At 64.1% G+C, this 14,377-nt stretch carries 16 protein-coding genes and 3 tRNA genes; 5 read left to right on the forward strand and 14 right to left on the reverse strand.

Features of this window, described 5'->3' with window-relative positions; all coding sequences use genetic code 11:
* The coding region (locus FFS27_RS16100; protein WP_171019202.1) for a KUP/HAK/KT family potassium transporter at nucleotides 1-644 on the reverse strand (644 nt) is incomplete at its 3' end.
* A 246-nt stretch (nucleotides 645-890) separates the two neighbouring features.
* On the opposite strand from FFS27_RS16100, the gene rimO reads away from it, so the two are divergent.
* From rimO to FFS27_RS16120, 3 genes are all read left to right on the forward strand, one after another.
* Entirely contained in the window at nucleotides 891-2,213 is a 1,323-nt protein-coding gene (rimO, locus tag FFS27_RS16110) for a 30S ribosomal protein S12 methylthiotransferase RimO (protein ID WP_003086001.1), read from the forward strand.
* A gap of 61 nt (nucleotides 2,214-2,274) precedes the next feature.
* Nucleotides 2,275-2,736 carry a DUF1456 family protein gene (locus FFS27_RS16115; RefSeq protein WP_003085999.1) on the forward strand — a complete coding sequence of 154 codons (462 nt, stop codon included), beginning with the start codon at nucleotides 2,275-2,277 and terminating at the stop codon, nucleotides 2,734-2,736.
* A complete protein-coding gene (locus FFS27_RS16120) occupies nucleotides 2,729-3,091 on the forward strand; it encodes a hypothetical protein (protein ID WP_023099890.1) in 363 nt (120 codons plus the stop codon). Before FFS27_RS16115 ends, FFS27_RS16120 begins: the two co-directional genes overlap by 8 nt.
* A 79-nt stretch (nucleotides 3,092-3,170) precedes the next feature.
* Here FFS27_RS16120 and mgtE read toward each other — a convergent pair whose 3' ends face one another.
* Nucleotides 3,171-4,619, reverse strand: a complete 1,449-nt coding sequence (gene mgtE / locus FFS27_RS16125) for a magnesium transporter (protein ID WP_003085996.1) — start codon at nucleotides 4,617-4,619, stop codon at nucleotides 3,171-3,173.
* Between the two features lie 326 nt (nucleotides 4,620-4,945).
* Between mgtE and FFS27_RS16130 the strand changes: the two genes are divergently transcribed.
* Entirely contained in the window at nucleotides 4,946-5,461 is a 516-nt protein-coding gene (locus tag FFS27_RS16130) for a DUF4124 domain-containing protein (RefSeq protein WP_003123233.1), read from the forward strand.
* Nucleotides 5,462-5,506: 45 nt separating this feature from the next.
* On the opposite strand, the gene FFS27_RS16135 is transcribed toward FFS27_RS16130, so the two are convergent.
* The 5 genes from FFS27_RS16135 to FFS27_RS16155 form a co-directional block, all read right to left on the reverse strand.
* Nucleotides 5,507-5,992, reverse strand: a complete 486-nt coding sequence (locus tag FFS27_RS16135; RefSeq protein ID WP_021264332.1) for a hypothetical protein — start codon at nucleotides 5,990-5,992, stop codon at nucleotides 5,507-5,509.
* 52 nt (nucleotides 5,993-6,044) lie between these two features.
* Nucleotides 6,045-6,548 carry a phage neck terminator protein gene (locus tag FFS27_RS16140; protein ID WP_021264331.1) on the reverse strand — a complete coding sequence of 168 codons (504 nt, stop codon included), beginning with the start codon at nucleotides 6,546-6,548 and terminating at the stop codon, nucleotides 6,045-6,047.
* A gap of 91 nt (nucleotides 6,549-6,639) precedes the next feature.
* On the reverse strand, nucleotides 6,640-6,915 hold the full coding sequence (locus FFS27_RS16145) for a phage holin family protein (protein ID WP_003085989.1): 276 nt from the start codon (nucleotides 6,913-6,915) through the stop codon (nucleotides 6,640-6,642).
* Nucleotides 6,908-7,282, reverse strand: coding sequence for a phage holin family protein (locus tag FFS27_RS16150; RefSeq protein WP_003085986.1), 375 nt, complete (start codon nucleotides 7,280-7,282; stop codon nucleotides 6,908-6,910). The genes FFS27_RS16145 and FFS27_RS16150 overlap by 8 nt, the downstream gene beginning before the upstream one ends.
* 164 nt (nucleotides 7,283-7,446) lie before the next feature.
* Nucleotides 7,447-7,977: a hypothetical protein gene (locus FFS27_RS16155; RefSeq protein ID WP_023101471.1), complete on the reverse strand. Its 531-nt coding sequence runs from the start codon at nucleotides 7,975-7,977 to the stop codon at nucleotides 7,447-7,449.
* A gap of 170 nt (nucleotides 7,978-8,147) precedes the next feature.
* On the opposite strand from FFS27_RS16155, the gene alpR reads away from it, so the two are divergent.
* Entirely contained in the window at nucleotides 8,148-8,861 is a 714-nt protein-coding gene (gene alpR / locus FFS27_RS16160; RefSeq protein WP_003085982.1) for a transcriptional regulator AlpR, read from the forward strand.
* A 97-nt stretch (nucleotides 8,862-8,958) separates the two neighbouring features.
* Here the strand turns inward: alpR and FFS27_RS16165 are convergent.
* From FFS27_RS16165 to FFS27_RS16195, 7 genes are all read right to left on the reverse strand, one after another.
* Nucleotides 8,959-9,035: transfer RNA gene (locus FFS27_RS16165), tRNA-Arg, on the reverse strand.
* 111 nt (nucleotides 9,036-9,146) lie between these two features.
* Nucleotides 9,147-9,223 (reverse strand) — tRNA-Arg (locus FFS27_RS16170).
* Nucleotides 9,224-9,339: 116 nt separating this feature from the next.
* A tRNA-Ser gene (locus FFS27_RS16175) sits at nucleotides 9,340-9,430 on the reverse strand.
* A 61-nt stretch (nucleotides 9,431-9,491) separates the two neighbouring features.
* A complete protein-coding gene (csrA, locus tag FFS27_RS16180; protein ID WP_003085981.1) occupies nucleotides 9,492-9,677 on the reverse strand; it encodes a carbon storage regulator CsrA in 186 nt (61 codons plus the stop codon).
* A gap of 184 nt (nucleotides 9,678-9,861) precedes the next feature.
* Nucleotides 9,862-11,100 carry an aspartate kinase gene (locus FFS27_RS16185; RefSeq protein ID WP_003085971.1) on the reverse strand — a complete coding sequence of 413 codons (1,239 nt, stop codon included), beginning with the start codon at nucleotides 11,098-11,100 and terminating at the stop codon, nucleotides 9,862-9,864.
* 147 nt (nucleotides 11,101-11,247) lie between these two features.
* Nucleotides 11,248-13,872: an alanine--tRNA ligase gene (alaS, locus tag FFS27_RS16190; RefSeq protein WP_003112602.1), complete on the reverse strand. Its 2,625-nt coding sequence runs from the start codon at nucleotides 13,870-13,872 to the stop codon at nucleotides 11,248-11,250.
* A 121-nt stretch (nucleotides 13,873-13,993) separates the two neighbouring features.
* The coding region (locus FFS27_RS16195) for a beta-eliminating lyase-related protein (RefSeq protein ID WP_256659517.1) at nucleotides 13,994-14,377 on the reverse strand (384 nt) is incomplete at its 5' end.

The following is a 14,377-nucleotide window of genomic DNA, read 5'->3' on the forward strand; positions in this document are numbered from 1 at the left end:
GCCCATACAGGGTTCATCGCCTGCAGCACTTCCGGCTGCTGGATCACCCCGTAGACACCCAGCGCCGCCAGGGCGCCGAACCAGAGCACCATGACCGGGCCGAACAGGATGCCGATCCGCGCGGTGCCGTGCTTCTGGATCAGGAACAGGCCGATCAGCACGATAAGCGCCAGCGGTACCGTCCAGTGCTCCAGGCCGTCGAAGGCGATCTCCAGCCCTTCTACCGCCGACAGTACCGAGATCGCCGGGGTGATCATGCTGTCGCCGTAGAACAGCGCCGCGCCGATCAGGCCGGCAACCACCACGAAGGTCTGCAGCCTGCCGAACGGCGCCGCCGCCCGGCGCGCCAGGGCCGACAGCGCCATCACCCCGCCCTCGCCCTGGTTGTCGGCACGCAGGACGAAGATCACGTACTTGATGGAAACGACCCAGACCAGCGACCAGAAGATCAGCGACAGCACGCCAAGGACGCCATCGTGGTTGGCCTGCACCCCGTAGCCGCCGATGAAGACCTCTTTCAGGGTATACAAGGGACTGGTGCCGATATCCCCATAGCAGACTCCAACCGCCCCGACCATCAGGCCGATGGCAGAGCTGGAATGCCCCTCCGACGTCTCCTCGGCACGCGTCGCTGCATCACTCATGAAACGCTTTCCCCCGGAAAAATTCGGCAAATGCTGCGCCCATGCCGTCCGCGATGCAAGCGCCGAGGCCCCGGACTGCTATGACTATAGAAGGCCGGGGAGCCGATTGCCGAGCGCCCGCGGAGAGTTTTTCCAGGGCCGGAAAAGAGCTGCACGGGAGACTGGAAAAGCCGCGGCGCTGCCGCTAGAATTGCGCACTTTTTGATCAGAGGCGCCAGCAAGCGCGCCCGCCTACCGAGGTTAGCCATGTCCACCCCCACTCCCAAAGTCGGCTTCGTCAGTCTTGGATGCCCCAAGGCGCTGGTCGACTCCGAGCGCATCCTCACCCAGCTGCGCATGGAAGGCTATGAGGTCGTCCCGACCTACGAAGACGCCGACGTCGTGGTGGTCAACACCTGCGGTTTCATCGACAGCGCCAAGGCCGAGTCCCTGGAAGTGATCGGCGAAGCCATCGCCGAGAACGGCAAGGTCATCGTCACCGGCTGCATGGGCGTGGAAGAGCACGCGATCCGCGACGTGCATCCCAGCGTCCTGGCGGTCACCGGCCCGCAACAGTACGAGCAGGTGGTTACCGCGGTGCACGAAGTGGTGCCGCCGAAGACCGAACACAACCCGCTGGTCGACCTGGTCCCGCCGCAAGGCGTCAAGCTGACCCCGCGCCACTACGCCTACCTGAAGATTTCCGAAGGCTGCAACCACAGCTGCAGCTTCTGCATCATCCCATCCATGCGCGGCAAGCTGGTCAGCCGGCCGGTCGGCGACGTGCTGAGCGAGGCCGAGCGCCTGGTCAAGGCCGGGGTCAAGGAACTCCTGGTGATTTCCCAGGACACCAGCGCCTACGGCGTGGACCTGAAGTACAAGACCGACTTCTGGAACGGCCAGCCGGTCAAGACCCGCATGAAGGAACTCTGCGAGGCGCTGAGCAGCATGGGCGTGTGGGTTCGCCTGCACTACGTCTACCCGTACCCCAACGTCGACGACGTGATCCCGCTGATGGCCGCCGGCAAGCTCCTGCCGTACCTCGACATCCCCTTCCAGCACGCCAGCCCGAAGGTGCTCAAGGCCATGAAGCGCCCGGCCTTCGAGGACAAGACCCTGGCCCGGATCAAGCAGTGGCGCGAGATCTGCCCGGAACTGACCATCCGCTCGACCTTCATCGTCGGCTTCCCGGGCGAAACCGAAGAAGACTTCCAGTACCTGCTCGACTGGCTGACGGAAGCCCAGCTGGACCGCGTCGGCTGCTTCCAGTACTCCCCCGTCGAAGGCGCTCCGGCCAACGAGCTGGGCCTGGAGCCGGTGCCGGACGAGGTCAAGCAGGACCGCTGGGAACGCTTCATGGCCCACCAGCAGGCGATTTCCGCCGCTCGCCTGCAGCTCAAGGTGGGCAAGGAAATCGAAGTGCTGATCGACGAAGTCGACGAACAGGGCGCGGTCGGCCGCTCCTGGGCCGACGCTCCGGAAATCGACGGCAACGTGTTCGTCGACAGCGACGAGCTGAAGCCGGGCGACAAGGTCCGCGTGCGCATCACCGATGCCGACGAGTACGACCTCTGGGCCGAGCTGGTCTGAGCCCCCCTGAAGAGCCCCGCCCCGCGGGGCTTTTTCATCGCCAACCGTTCCGGAGAGCACGATGCTCAACAACGACGTACTACGCAGCCTGCGCTACCTGCTGGATCTTCCCGACGCACATCTGGCCGAACTGGCCGCCCCGTTCGGCGAGCAAGTCGAAGCGGACCTGCTCGAGGCTTACCTGAAGAAGGAAGACGAAGACGGCTTCCAGGCCTGCCCCGACCGCTACCTGGCGCGCTGCCTGGACGGACTGATCATCCAGCGCCGCGGTCGCGACGAGTCGCGTCCGCTACCGCCGCTGGAGCTGCCGTTGAGCAACAACATGATCCTGAAGAAGCTGCGGGTCGCCTTCGAACTCAAGGAGGAAGACCTCCATGCCATCCTCGCCAGCGTCGACTTCCCGGTCTCCAAACCCGAGCTGAGCGCCCTGTTTCGCAAGCCCGGCCACAGCAACTACCGGACCTGCGGCGACCAGTTGCTGCGCAACTTCCTCAAGGGCCTGACCCTGCGCGTCCGTGGCTGAACGCGCGGAGCCGCTGCTGGCGGTTCTGCTCCAGGCGCCGCCCTGCGTCGACCCCTGGTTCCTGGAGTGCCGCCAGGATCGCGCCGGCCTCACCATCCTCGTCCGCGACCTCGCCAACCAGCGCACCTGGCGCGTCGAGTTCGTCGAAGTCGAAGGCCTGCGCCAGCTCGACGCTGCCGACCTGCTGGAATTCTGGCCAGCCTGTGCGGCATCCGAGGGTTGGCTGTACCGGGTCGAGCAAGGCGGCTGGCTGGACCAGGAATGCCGTCGCGAGGGCTTCGTCGCCCGCGAGACCAAGGCCGTCGACGAGTATTTCGTCAATGGTGGCGATCGCTGCCTGAGCGTGCTGTCCTAGTCGCCACCGAAGGTTTCCCCGCTGATCTGACCGCCATGAAAAAAGCCGCCCGTGGGCGGCTTCTCGCGTGGCGCTCCGGCTACATCAGGAAGATCGTCGCCAGGCCGAGGAAGATGAAGAAACCGCCGCTGTCGGTCATCGCAGTGATCATCACGCTGGAGCCCATCGCCGGATCGCGTCCGAAACGATGCAGGGTCATCGGGATCAGCACTCCCATCATCGCCGCCAGCAGCAGGTTCAGGGTCATCGCGGCGGTCATCACCACGCCCAGTTCCCAGTTGCCGTAAAGATAGAAGGCCACCACGCCGATCACTCCGCCCCACGCCAGGCCGTTGACCAGCGCGACGCCAAGCTCTTTGCGCAGCAGGCGGTTGCGACTGTTGCTGGTCGGCTGTACCTGGTCGAGCGCGATGGCGCGGACGATCATGGTGATGGTCTGGTTGCCGGAGTTGCCACCGATGCCGGCAACGATCGGCATCAGCGCGGCCAGCGCCACCAGTTTCTCGATGGAGCCTTCGAACAGGCCGATCACCCGCGAGGCGACGAAGGCGGTGATCAGGTTGGTGGCCAGCCAGGCCCAGCGGTTGCGCACCGACTTCCAGACCGAGGCGAAGATGTCTTCTTCTTCACGCAGACCGGCCATGTTGAGGACTTCGCTTTCGCTCTCCTCACGGATCAGGTCGACCATCTCGTCGATAGTCAGACGACCGATCAGCTTGCCGCCCTTGTCCACCACCGGCGCGGAAATCAGGTCGTAACGCTCGAATGCCTGGGCGGCGTCGTAGCCGTCCTCGTCCGGGTGGAAGGTCACCGGGTCGGTGGCCATGACTTCCAGCACTTGCTTGTCCGGATCGTTGACCAGCAGGCGCTTGATCGGCAGCACGCCCTTGAGCACGCCGTCGTAGTCGACCACGAACAGTTTGTCGGTATGCCCGGGCAGTTCCTTCAGGCGGCGCAGGTAGCGCAGCACCACTTCCAGGCTGACGTCCTCGCGGATGGTGACCATCTCGAAGTCCATCAGCGCGCCGACCTGGTCCTCCTCGTAGGACAGCGCCGAACGCACTCGCTCGCGCTGCTGCGCGTCGAGGCTTTCCATCAGTTCATGGACCACGTCGCGCGGCAGTTCCGGCGCCAGGTCGGCGAGTTCGTCGGCGTCCAGGTCCTTGGTCGCGGCGATGATCTCGTGGTCGTCCATGTCCGCGATCAGGGTTTCCCGGACCGCGTCGGAGACTTCGAGGAGAATGTCGCCGTCGTCCTCGGACTTGACCAGTTGCCAGACCGTCAGACGGTCGTCCAGCGGCAGCGATTCGAGGATGTGGGCGATGTCGGCGGGGTGCAGTTCCTCCAGCTTGCGCTGGAGTTCTACGAGATTCTGCCGGTGGACGAGGTTTTCCACCCGGTCATGGTGCTGGCCTTCCTGACGATGGGTCAGGTCCTCCACCACCTTGTGGCGATGCAGCAGCTCGACCACCTGCGCTAGGCGGTCCTGCAGGCTTTCCTGCGGCTTCTTGGCTTCTACTTCGGTCATAGCGCGCTCCACCCCCAGTAGCGGAGCACGCCAAAGGGGTCAATCAGAAACGTGATTGGTCAAACGGGAAACTGTTCGAGTTTCTACTGGGTAAGTCCATGGGGGTGTTCCAAGGGCCCTCTCGGGGCAGATACGGATAATGATAACACTCCGCTTGCGTTTTGCGCGTTACAAAATGGCGGCAAGAACAAGCGCTTGCGGCACAAAGTTCATCGTCACTCGACGCCTGACTGCGACGCCGGAAATTTCACTCAGGACACTCGGCCCCGCGGAAAAAGGCAACGCGTTAGCCTGCACTCACCCTTATCCGACCCGGAGTGCCGGCCATGCGTTCCCTGTCCCTCCTTCTCCTCCTCTCGCTGGCGTCCACCTGCGAGGCCGCTGCGGTATTCCGCTGCGAAGACGCCAGCGGCCATGTCAGCTTCACCCAACTCGGTTGCCCCGCCGGGCAGGCCGGCGAGACCGTCGTGGCGGACAACCCGCCGCCGGGAGGCAGGAGCGTCACGCCGATGGCCGAGACGAAGACGAAAAAGGCGTCCATCGGCCGGAAAAACGTGCCGCTCGCGGTGATCGGAGAAAGAGAAGATCGCTGCGGAAGACGCCTGGACGAGAAGGAACGCCGCAAGGCGATCGTGGAGCAGCGAATAATGACGGGAATGACCCGCTCCGATGTGGAGCGGGCGCTGGGCAAACCGGACCGGGTCAGCGGGAACAATGCGGAGGTGCGTTATCAGTACAAGGCCGACAAGCGACGGGGAGCGAGAAGCGTGAGCTTCGATCAGGAGGGATGCGTGAAGGGAAAGGGAAGGTACCGGGTGGAGCGAGTCGATCCCGGGAGCTAAGGCCGGGCCGACCTCATACCGATGAAAGCAGGACCGGCATCGCCTTTAGCGTGCCGGGCAGGGTGTCGCCCTGCCCGCATGGAAAAGACGGACGACAGTCTTCAGCAGCCTACCGCCTACCCGCCGCGCACGCCTCTGGCTGGCGGTTATGGTCAGGCTCAATCCTCTTTCTGCGGTTTGCCGGGCAACAACGCGCGTGATGAACAGACCGCGATACAGGTGGAATCCCGTTTGCACGTCCACCGTTTCGGAAGCGCCTTGCAGTGAAGTCAAGGCAGCGATGCCCTTGCGCACACGGTACTCGTTCAACGCGCGGCTGCCTCCCTCCATCGGCAGCAAGGAGGGCAACGGCTCGTCAGCGGGCGCATGGTCGACAATGCTGCCGACGATGGTGATGAGCTTGTCGCCGCGCGCGCTGACGGCAGCCTCTTGCCCCGTCTCGACGACACTCCCGGCAGCCTGCGCGAGGTTTTCGGAAATCACCGCATCCAGGCGAACGATGCCGACGCGACGACTGATCAACATGACCATGGATCTCTCCTCTATGCATGGATGGCATCGCTACGATGCATCGCAACGACCTCTAGTAAGCCGTTCCACCCGTCCCCCCGGAGGCCTGCCCGGAAGCGGTGCGCTCGAGGTCGACGAGCAGCACGTGTTCGTGAGCGAGAACAAGGTCGAAACGAGCCTGCCCCAGCGCCTGGCCATCCTGCACGACGGACAGGTTTTCGATGGGCGTCAGGCGCAGCAGGCTGGCCTTCAGCACGCGCAGGCGCTCGCCGGCATTGCCTGACTGCAGCAGGCAGCGGGCATCCTGCAGGTACTGGTGCGCCTCGGGACCATGCCAGGTCAGGCGAAAGATGCTCTCGCAACTGGCCAGCAGGGACTCCTGCTCGCCACTGGCGGAAAACTCCCGCCGCACCTTGCCAAGCAGGCTCGAGGACTCCAGGCGCAAGGTCATGAAGGGGATGGCCGGCGGGGCCAGCAGTTGATCGGCATCGACGACGCTGCCGGCGGGCAGGCCGAACAACTGCCGCAACGTTTCGCGCAGGGCGGCGTGATCCAGGCGCACGGTTGCACTGGACATGGCGAACTCCTTTTTCAGGATGGGTGGATGACGGACAGGCACCGACGCGGCGGATACAACCGCCGGCCAGGCCGGAGCGAAGTGCGTTCGTTCAATGCAGGCGCAGGACCCGCGCCAGGTTGCCACGCGCCTGCAACAGCAGGACCAGCAGCACCAGCAGTACCCCGAGCATCCACGGCGAGAGGTGCTCGGCGCGATACAGCCCGGCCACTATTCCCAGCGCCTGGCAGCCGGTGCACAACGCCAGCAGGTAGGCGCACAGGGAAACGCCGGGGCGGAAACGCGCGCCGGCGCGGCGATAGGTGATCAGGCGCATGCAGATCGCCGAGCAGACCAGCACGGTCAGGGTGGACAGCGGATCAACCATCGGACTTGCCTCCCCGGCGGCGCAACAGCCCGCGCATCCAGTTGGGCAGTTCACCGCCACGCATCCACTCGAGCATGCCGATGCCGCCGGTCACGCACAGGGTCGCGGCGACGAAGGCGGCCATGCCGCTGGTCTGGGTCAACCCGCGGCCGAGCGCCTCGATTCCGGCGTAATAGCCGCCGACCCAGGACACCAGCAGGTAGCCGAGGCGGGTCAGGGCGTTGTAGTCACGGGCGAACACGACAAAGAAGATGGCGCCGCCGAAGCCTCCCAGCAAGGCGTTGCCATCGATACCCGGCAGGTACATGGCCAGGCCGACGCCAGCCATTGCGCTGGCGGCGGAGGCCGCAGAGCTTGGCTCGGACATGGATGACTCCCGGAAATGCAAAGGCCCGCCGAAAAGGCGGGCCCGGAACGGCCGAAGCCCGCATCGGCGGGCTTCGGCCAGAGGAATTTCAATCGTGGAGAATTTATACCTTTATCGTCCCATAGCGTCAATATGGGAAAACCCATTTTCATACAGAAATTTTTTTAGCGCTCGCCCACGATCCCCACCTCCGCCATCGGCTCCTCCAGTCGCTGCAAGGCCTGGTGCAGCAAAGCGACAACCCGCTCGCGCCATTCCTTGTCCCAGCGATGCAGGGTGCTCTTCGACAGGCCGCTGAGTCGCTCGATCTCGCGGATGCTCGACGGCGGACGACGGAACATGCGCATCAGCAAGGCCAGGGTTGCCCGCTGCTCGAGCGGGTCGGCCCCGGGCTTCAGCCAGTCGCGCAAAGCCGCCAGGCCAAGGACGAAATCCCGCCCGCGGGCGAACTCGGCCCGCACCACCGCCAGCTCCAGTGGGTGCGCAGCCAGCTGGCGCTGGGCGAAACGCACGGTCATCACCGCCTGGGCCTGCCATTCGTGCGGACTCAAACCGCTGGGCAGGTGTTCGATGAAGCTGCGATCGAAGCGCTCGCGCAGGCCATCGATCACCATCGCCGTCGACGACGTCGGTCCCGGCTGGTGCTCGAACATCCAGTAGGCCACGGCCAGCGCCTGCTCGGTACTTTGAAACATGGTATTCCCTCCTTGGCCGGCCCACCTGGCTGGCCGCTCGCATTAGCCACCCGCAGTGGCTGTGTTGGGCCGCCGTCCTACCCGAGGCGAGTAGGAAAGCGCTGAAATTATGGTAATACCCATATACGGAGGCTTGCAATGCCACAGGCACACCCTTAGTCTTGCCACCTATGGAACTCAAAGATCGCATCAAGGCGGCGCGCAAGCACGCCCATCTCAGCCAGGTCCAGCTTGCCCAGGCGGTAGGCATGACCCAGACCTCCATTTCCGATCTGGAGCGCGGCAAGTCCCGCGCCACCAGCTTCGTCGCGCAGATCGCCGGCGCCTGCGGCGTCAACCCCCTGTGGCTGGCGGAAGGTCGTGGCGAGATGCTCGCCGAGCGCGGCCAGGCGAATGCAGGACCCAATGCCAGTTGGCTTGGCGCAGTAGAGTCATGGGACGACGAAACGCCCCTGGATGCCGACGAGATCGAACTGCCCTTCTACAAGGAGATCGAGCTGTCCGGCGGCAAGGGCAGCACGGTGATCCTGCAGACCGGCGGGCGCAAGCTGCGCTTCGGCAAGTACACCCTGCGCAAGAAGAACATCGATCCGGCCAGTGCAGCCTGCGTCACGGTCAGCGGCAACAGCATGGAGCCGGTGCTGCCGGACGGCAGCACGGTAGGCGTGGACACTAGCGCGCGGACGATCAAGGACGGCGACATGTACGCCTTCGACCACGACGGCCAACTGCGCGTGAAACTGCTCTACCGCCTTCCGGGCGGCGGCCTGCGCATTCGCAGCTTCAACAGCGACGAGCACCCGGACGAGCGCTACGAGCCCCAGGAAGCCGCCGAGCACATCAACGTGATCGGCCGGGTGTTCTGGTACTCGGTGCTGGTCTGACCCCTTCCCGCCCCGCCTGACGACGGGGCCGCGTTCCGGCGGAAGAAAAATCCCGGGCAAAGAAAAAGGGCCTGCATTGCTGCAGGCCCTTTCGGTATGGCGCACTCAGGAGGATTCGAACCTCCGACCGCTCGGTTCGTAGCCGAGTACTCTATCCAGCTGAGCTATGAGTGCGTGTCGGTGCTTTTTCCGGCCACCTGCCGGTAACGCTTGTTTTACCGTGAAAGACCGCAACTGTCGATCCTTCGTCCGTCGAGCCCCTGACGAGAGGAACCCTTCGAAATATGGCGCACTCAGGAGGATTCGAACCTCCGACCGCTCGGTTCGTAGCCGAGTACTCTATCCAGCTGAGCTATGAGTGCGTCGTGGGGGCGCATTATAGATTGTGGATTTTATCCGTCAAGCGATTTTTCAATCAAATCAGTAACTTAGTTACCAAGATGGCTTTCGCCGCCTGAATCAATCTCTAACACTTGAATGGCGGAGAGGGGGGGATTCGAACCCCCGACACCCTTTTGAGGTGTACTCCCTTAGCAGGGGAGCGCCTTCGGCCACTCGGCCACCTCTCCGCAACACGGGGCGCATGATACCCATCTTTACCCCGTTTGCAAAGGGAAAATTAGATAAAAATTAATGGTTTGGCTCTTGATCTTTCTCTTTCTGGATGCGCTGGTAAATTTCCTCCCGGTGCACGGCGACTTCCTTCGGCGCGTTGACGCCGATGCGCACCTGGTTCCCTTTGACACCCAGTACCGTCACGGTGACGTCGTCACCTACCATCAGGGTCTCTCCGACCCGACGAGTCAGAATCAGCATTCCTTTCTCCTCACGCGAATATTTCAGGACAACAGTCTGCAAAAAAGAAATGGCGGCGGATCCGCAGAAATCAAGAGCGCGATCCTTCACCCAGTATTGACCAGTCCCGCCGGAATGAAAGTTCCTGCCGAACGGTCAAAAACGACAAAAGGCGCGGGGTTGCCGCGCCTTTCGCCTGCCAGCGTCACTCACCCTGTCGCGCCGGCGCGTCGAGCTCGAACGCCGTGTGCAGGGCACGTACCGCCAGTTCCAGGTACTTCTCTTCGATCACCACGGAAACCTTGATTTCCGAGGTGGAGATCATCTGGATGTTGATGCTTTCCTTGGCCAGCGCCTCGAACATGCGGCTGGCCACGCCGGCGTGCGAACGCATGCCGACGCCGACGATGGAAACCTTGGCGATGTTGGTGTCGCCGATGGCTTCGCGCGCGCCGATGTTGGCGGCGGTCTGCTTGAGAATTTCCAGGGCATTCAGGTAATCGTTGCGATGCACCGTGAAGGTGAAGTCGGTGGTGTTATCGTGCGCCACGTTCTGCACGATCATGTCGACTTCCACATTGGCGGCACTGATCGGCCCGAGGATCTTGAAGGCCACGCCGGGGGTATCGGGTACGCCACGGATGGTCAGCTTGGCTTCGTCGCGGTTGAAGGCGATACCGGAGATGATCGGCTGTTCCATGGATTCCTCTTCATCATCGATAGTAATGAGGGTGCCCGGACCCTCCTGGAAGCTGTGCAGCACGCGCAGCGGAACGTTGTACTTGCCGGCGAACTCGACCGCCCGGATCTGCAGCACCTTGGAACCGAGGCTGGCCATTTCCAGCATTTCCTCGAAGGTGATCTTGTCCAGCCGGCGGGCCTGCGGCACTACGCGCGGATCGGTGGTATAGACGCCGTCGACGTCGGTGTAGATCTGACATTCGTCGGCCTTCAACGCCGCCGCCAGGGCCACCCCGGTGGTATCGGAACCGCCGCGGCCCAGCGTGGTGATGTTGCCGTTGCCGTCGACGCCCTGGAAACCGGCGACCACCACTACCCTGCCGGCCTTGAGGTCGGCGCGGATATGGGTGTCGTCGATGTGCAGGATGCGCGCCTTGGTGTGCGCGCTGTCGGTGAGGATACGCACCTGGTTGCCGGTATAGGAGACCGCCGGCACGCCGCGCTTGATCAGGGCCATGCTGAGCAGGGCGATGGTCACCTGCTCTCCGGTCGAGACCATGACGTCCAGTTCGCGCGGAACCGGCTGCTCCATGATCTGGTTGGCCAGGCCGATCAGACGGTTGGTCTCGCCGCTCATGGCGGATACCACCACGACGACGTCATCGCCCGCTTCGCGGAATTTCTTCACCTTCTCGGCCACCTGCTCGATACGCTCGACGGTGCCGACGGAGGTCCCTCCAAACTTCTGTACGATCAAAGCCATTTCAAACCGCCTGATTCCGTGAAGGGCGCCCTTTTGAACCTGCCACATTCTTTCGCTACCCGGACTGGCGGGGCGCACCGCCGGCCGGGCATCAAGGGGCGCTGGCCGCCCGGCCCCGCGTCGCTCTGGCGCGGGGCCGGCATGGCATCAGAGCCCTTGCTCGACGAAGCGCTGGGCCAGGGCCAGGGCCTCGTCCAATTTCGCTGCATCGGTGCCGCCGCCCTGGGCCATATCCGGGCGTCCGCCACCTTTGCCACCAACTGCCGCCGCGGCTTGCTTCATAAGCTCGCCGGCCTTCAGTTGGCCGGTCAGGTCCTGGGTCACGCCTGCGACCAGTACGACCTTCCCGTCCAGCTCGCCGCCGAGCAGGATCACTGCGCGGCCGAGCTTGTTCTTCAACTGGTCGACCAGCGCCAGCAGCGCCTTGCCGTCCAGACCATCGAGGCGCGCGGCGAGTACCTTCGCGCCCTTGATTTCCACCGCCGCCGCCGAAAGGTCGTCGCCGGCCGCGCTGGCAGCCTTGGCCTTGAGCTGTTCCAGCTCCTTCTCCAGCGAGCGGTTGCGCTCCAGCAGTGCGCCGAGCTTGTCCAGCAGGTTATCGCGGCTGCCCTTGACCAGGCTGGCGGCTTCCTTGAGCTGCTCCTCGGCACCGTTCAGGTAGGCCAGCGCCGCCGCGCCGGTGACCGCCTCGATACGGCGTACGCCGGCAGCCACGCCACCCTCGCTGGTGATCTTGAACAGGCCGATGTCGCCGGTGCGGGATACGTGGGTGCCACCGCACAGCTCGACGGAGAAATCGCCGCCCATGCTCAGTACGCGCACCTGGTCGCCGTACTTCTCGCCGAACAGCGCCATGGCGCCCTTGGCCTTGGCGGTGTCGATATCGGTTTCCTCGGTCTCGACCTCGGTGTTGCGACGGATTTCGGCGTTGACGATATCCTCCAGGGCCTTCAGTTGTTCCGCCTTGATCGCCTCGAAGTGGCTAAAGTCGAAACGCAGGCGCTGGCTGTCCACCAGCGAGCCCTTCTGTTGTACGTGGTCGCCCAGTACCTGGCGCAGCGCGGCATGCAGCAGGTGGGTCGCGGAGTGGTTGAGCGCGGTGGCCTGGCGTACCGAAGCGTCGACCTCGGCCTTGACCGCGCCGCCAACGCTCAGGTTGCCCCGGGCGACCACGCCGTGGTGCAGGTGCGCGCCGCCGGCCTTGGTGGTATCGCGCACGTCGAAGCGCACGCCAGCCGCCTCGAGGTAGCCACTGTCGCCGACCTGGCCGCCGGACTCGGCGTAGAACGGCGTCTGGTCGAGGACCACGACGCCCTCCTCGCCCTCCTCCAGGCGCTCGACGGCCTGGCCGTCCCTGAACAGCGCGACGATCTGTCCAGCGCCGGAGACACCCTGGTAGCCGAGGAAGCGGGTCTCGCCGTCGACCTTGACCAGGCTGTTGTAGTCCATGCCAAAGGCGCTGGAAGCGCGGGCGCGCTCGCGCTGGGCCTCCATCTCGCGCTCGAAGCCGTCCTCGTCGATGGTCAGCTCGCGCTCGCGGGCGATGTCATTGGTCAGGTCGACCGGGAAGCCATAGGTGTCGTACAGCTTGAACACCACGTTGCCGGGAATCACGCTGCCCTGCAGTTCGGCAAGGTCCTGTTCGAGGATCTTCAGGCCTTGCTCCAGGGTCTTGGCGAACTGCTCTTCCTCGGTCTTCAGCACGCGCTCGATGTGTGCCTGCTGTTGCTTCAGCTCGGGGAAGGCATCGCCCATCTCGGCGACCAGCGCTGCGACGATCTTGTGGAAGAAGGTGCCCCTGGCGCCCAGCTTGTTGCCGTGGCGGCAGGCGCGGCGGATGATCCGCCGCAAGACGTAGCCGCGACCTTCGTTGGACGGCAGCACGCCGTCGGCGATCAGGAAGCTGCAGGAACGGATGTGGTCGGCTACCACCTTCAGCGACGGCGCGTCGTCGTTGGCGCAGCCGATGGCCTCGGCGGAGGCTTTCAACAGGTTCTGGAACAGGTCGATCTCATAGTTCGAGTGCACGTGCTGGAGTACCGCGCTGACGCGCTCCAGGCCCATGCCGGTGTCCACGCTCGGCGCCGGCAGCGGGTGCATGACGCCGTCCGCGGTGCGGTTGAACTGCATGAACACGTTGTTCCAGATCTCGATGTAGCGGTCGCCGTCCTCTTCCGGCGAACCGGGCGGGCCGCCCCAGATCTCCGGCCCATGGTCGAAGAAGATCTCGGTGCAGGGACCGCAGGGTCCGGTATCGCCCATCGCCCAGAAGTTGTCGGACGCATAGGGCGCGCCCTTGTTGTCGCCGATCCGCACCATACGCTCGGCGGGCACGCCGACTTCCTTGGTCCAGATGTCGTAGGCCTCGTCGTCGGTGGCGTAGACGGTGACCCAGAGCTTTTCCTTGGGCAGGTTCAGCCATTTCTCGCCGGTGAGGAACTCCCAGGCGTAATGGATGGCGTCGCGCTTGAAATAGTCGCCGAAGCTGAAGTTACCCAGCATTTCGAAGAAGGTGTGGTGCCGCGCGGTGTAGCCGACGTTTTCCAGGTCGTTGTGCTTGCCGCCGGCGCGCACGCATTTCTGGCTGGTGGTCGCACGGGTGTAGGCGCGCTTTTCCAGGCCGAGGAAGCAGTCCTTGAACTGGTTCATGCCCGCGTTGGTGAACAGCAGGGTCGGATCGTTCGCCGGGATCAGCGAACTGGAAGCGACACGGGTGTGTCCCTTCTCTTCGAAGAAGCGGAGGAAGGCTTCACGGATTTCAGCGCTTTTCATAGGTTCTTCCACGGAAAATTGGCGGCCACGAATCGCCGGCAAAGGGCCGCATTATATCGGCCCTTGGGCAAGGTTGTAGTGTATTTGCGCGATAGTTATTGCCTATTGCCGACCTTTTCGCTTATGAGCGACGAAAGGCCGCGAAGGCATCCAGTACTTGTCCTATGGACTCGGCGGAAACGTCCAGGTGGGTGACCAGGCGCAAACGCGCCGCCGCGCTGATCCGCACCTCGCGCTCGGCGAGGAAGTCGCGCAGCGCGACCGCCCGCTCGCCGACATCGACGTAGACCATGTTGGTCTGCACCGGCTCCACCGCATAGCCCAGTTCGCGCAGCCCGTCGCCCAGGCGCGCGGCGTTGGCGTGGTCGTCGGCCAGGCGTGCCACCTGGTGATCGAGGGCGTACAGGCCGGCAGCCGCCAGCAGACCGGCCTGGCGCATCCCGCCGCCGACCATCTTGCGCCAGCGACGGGCCTTGCCGATCAGTTCGACGCTGCCGCAAAGCAC

Origin of the sequence: Pseudomonas sp. 2VD, assembly GCF_005503585.1 — a bacterium.
GTDB classification, from domain to species: Bacteria; Pseudomonadota; Gammaproteobacteria; order Pseudomonadales; family Pseudomonadaceae; genus Pseudomonas; species Pseudomonas aeruginosa.

Bases quoted from the DNA above. Each gene is read 5' to 3' on its own strand.
- rimO (WP_003086001.1), top strand. From the start codon at position 891: ATGTCCACCCCCACTCCCAAAGTCGGCTTCGTCAGTCTTGGATGCCCC.
- alaS (WP_003112602.1), bottom strand. From the start codon at position 13,872: ATGAAAAGCGCTGAAATCCGTGAAGCCTTCCTCCGCTTCTTCGAAGAG.
- FFS27_RS16140 (WP_021264331.1), bottom strand. From the start codon at position 6,548: ATGTCCAGTGCAACCGTGCGCCTGGATCACGCCGCCCTGCGCGAAACG.
- csrA (WP_003085981.1), bottom strand. From the start codon at position 9,677: ATGCTGATTCTGACTCGTCGGGTCGGAGAGACCCTGATGGTAGGTGAC.
- FFS27_RS16155 (WP_023101471.1), bottom strand. From the start codon at position 7,977: ATGTTTCAAAGTACCGAGCAGGCGCTGGCCGTGGCCTACTGGATGTTC.
- FFS27_RS16185 (WP_003085971.1), bottom strand. From the start codon at position 11,100: ATGGCTTTGATCGTACAGAAGTTTGGAGGGACCTCCGTCGGCACCGTC.
- FFS27_RS16145 (WP_003085989.1), bottom strand. From the start codon at position 6,915: ATGGTTGATCCGCTGTCCACCCTGACCGTGCTGGTCTGCTCGGCGATC.
- FFS27_RS16150 (WP_003085986.1), bottom strand. From the start codon at position 7,282: ATGTCCGAGCCAAGCTCTGCGGCCTCCGCCGCCAGCGCAATGGCTGGC.
- mgtE (WP_003085996.1), bottom strand. From the start codon at position 4,619: ATGACCGAAGTAGAAGCCAAGAAGCCGCAGGAAAGCCTGCAGGACCGC.
- FFS27_RS16135 (WP_021264332.1), bottom strand. From the start codon at position 5,992: ATGGTCATGTTGATCAGTCGTCGCGTCGGCATCGTTCGCCTGGATGCG.
- alpR (WP_003085982.1), top strand. From the start codon at position 8,148: ATGGAACTCAAAGATCGCATCAAGGCGGCGCGCAAGCACGCCCATCTC.
- FFS27_RS16130 (WP_003123233.1), top strand. From the start codon at position 4,946: ATGCGTTCCCTGTCCCTCCTTCTCCTCCTCTCGCTGGCGTCCACCTGC.
- FFS27_RS16115 (WP_003085999.1), top strand. From the start codon at position 2,275: ATGCTCAACAACGACGTACTACGCAGCCTGCGCTACCTGCTGGATCTT.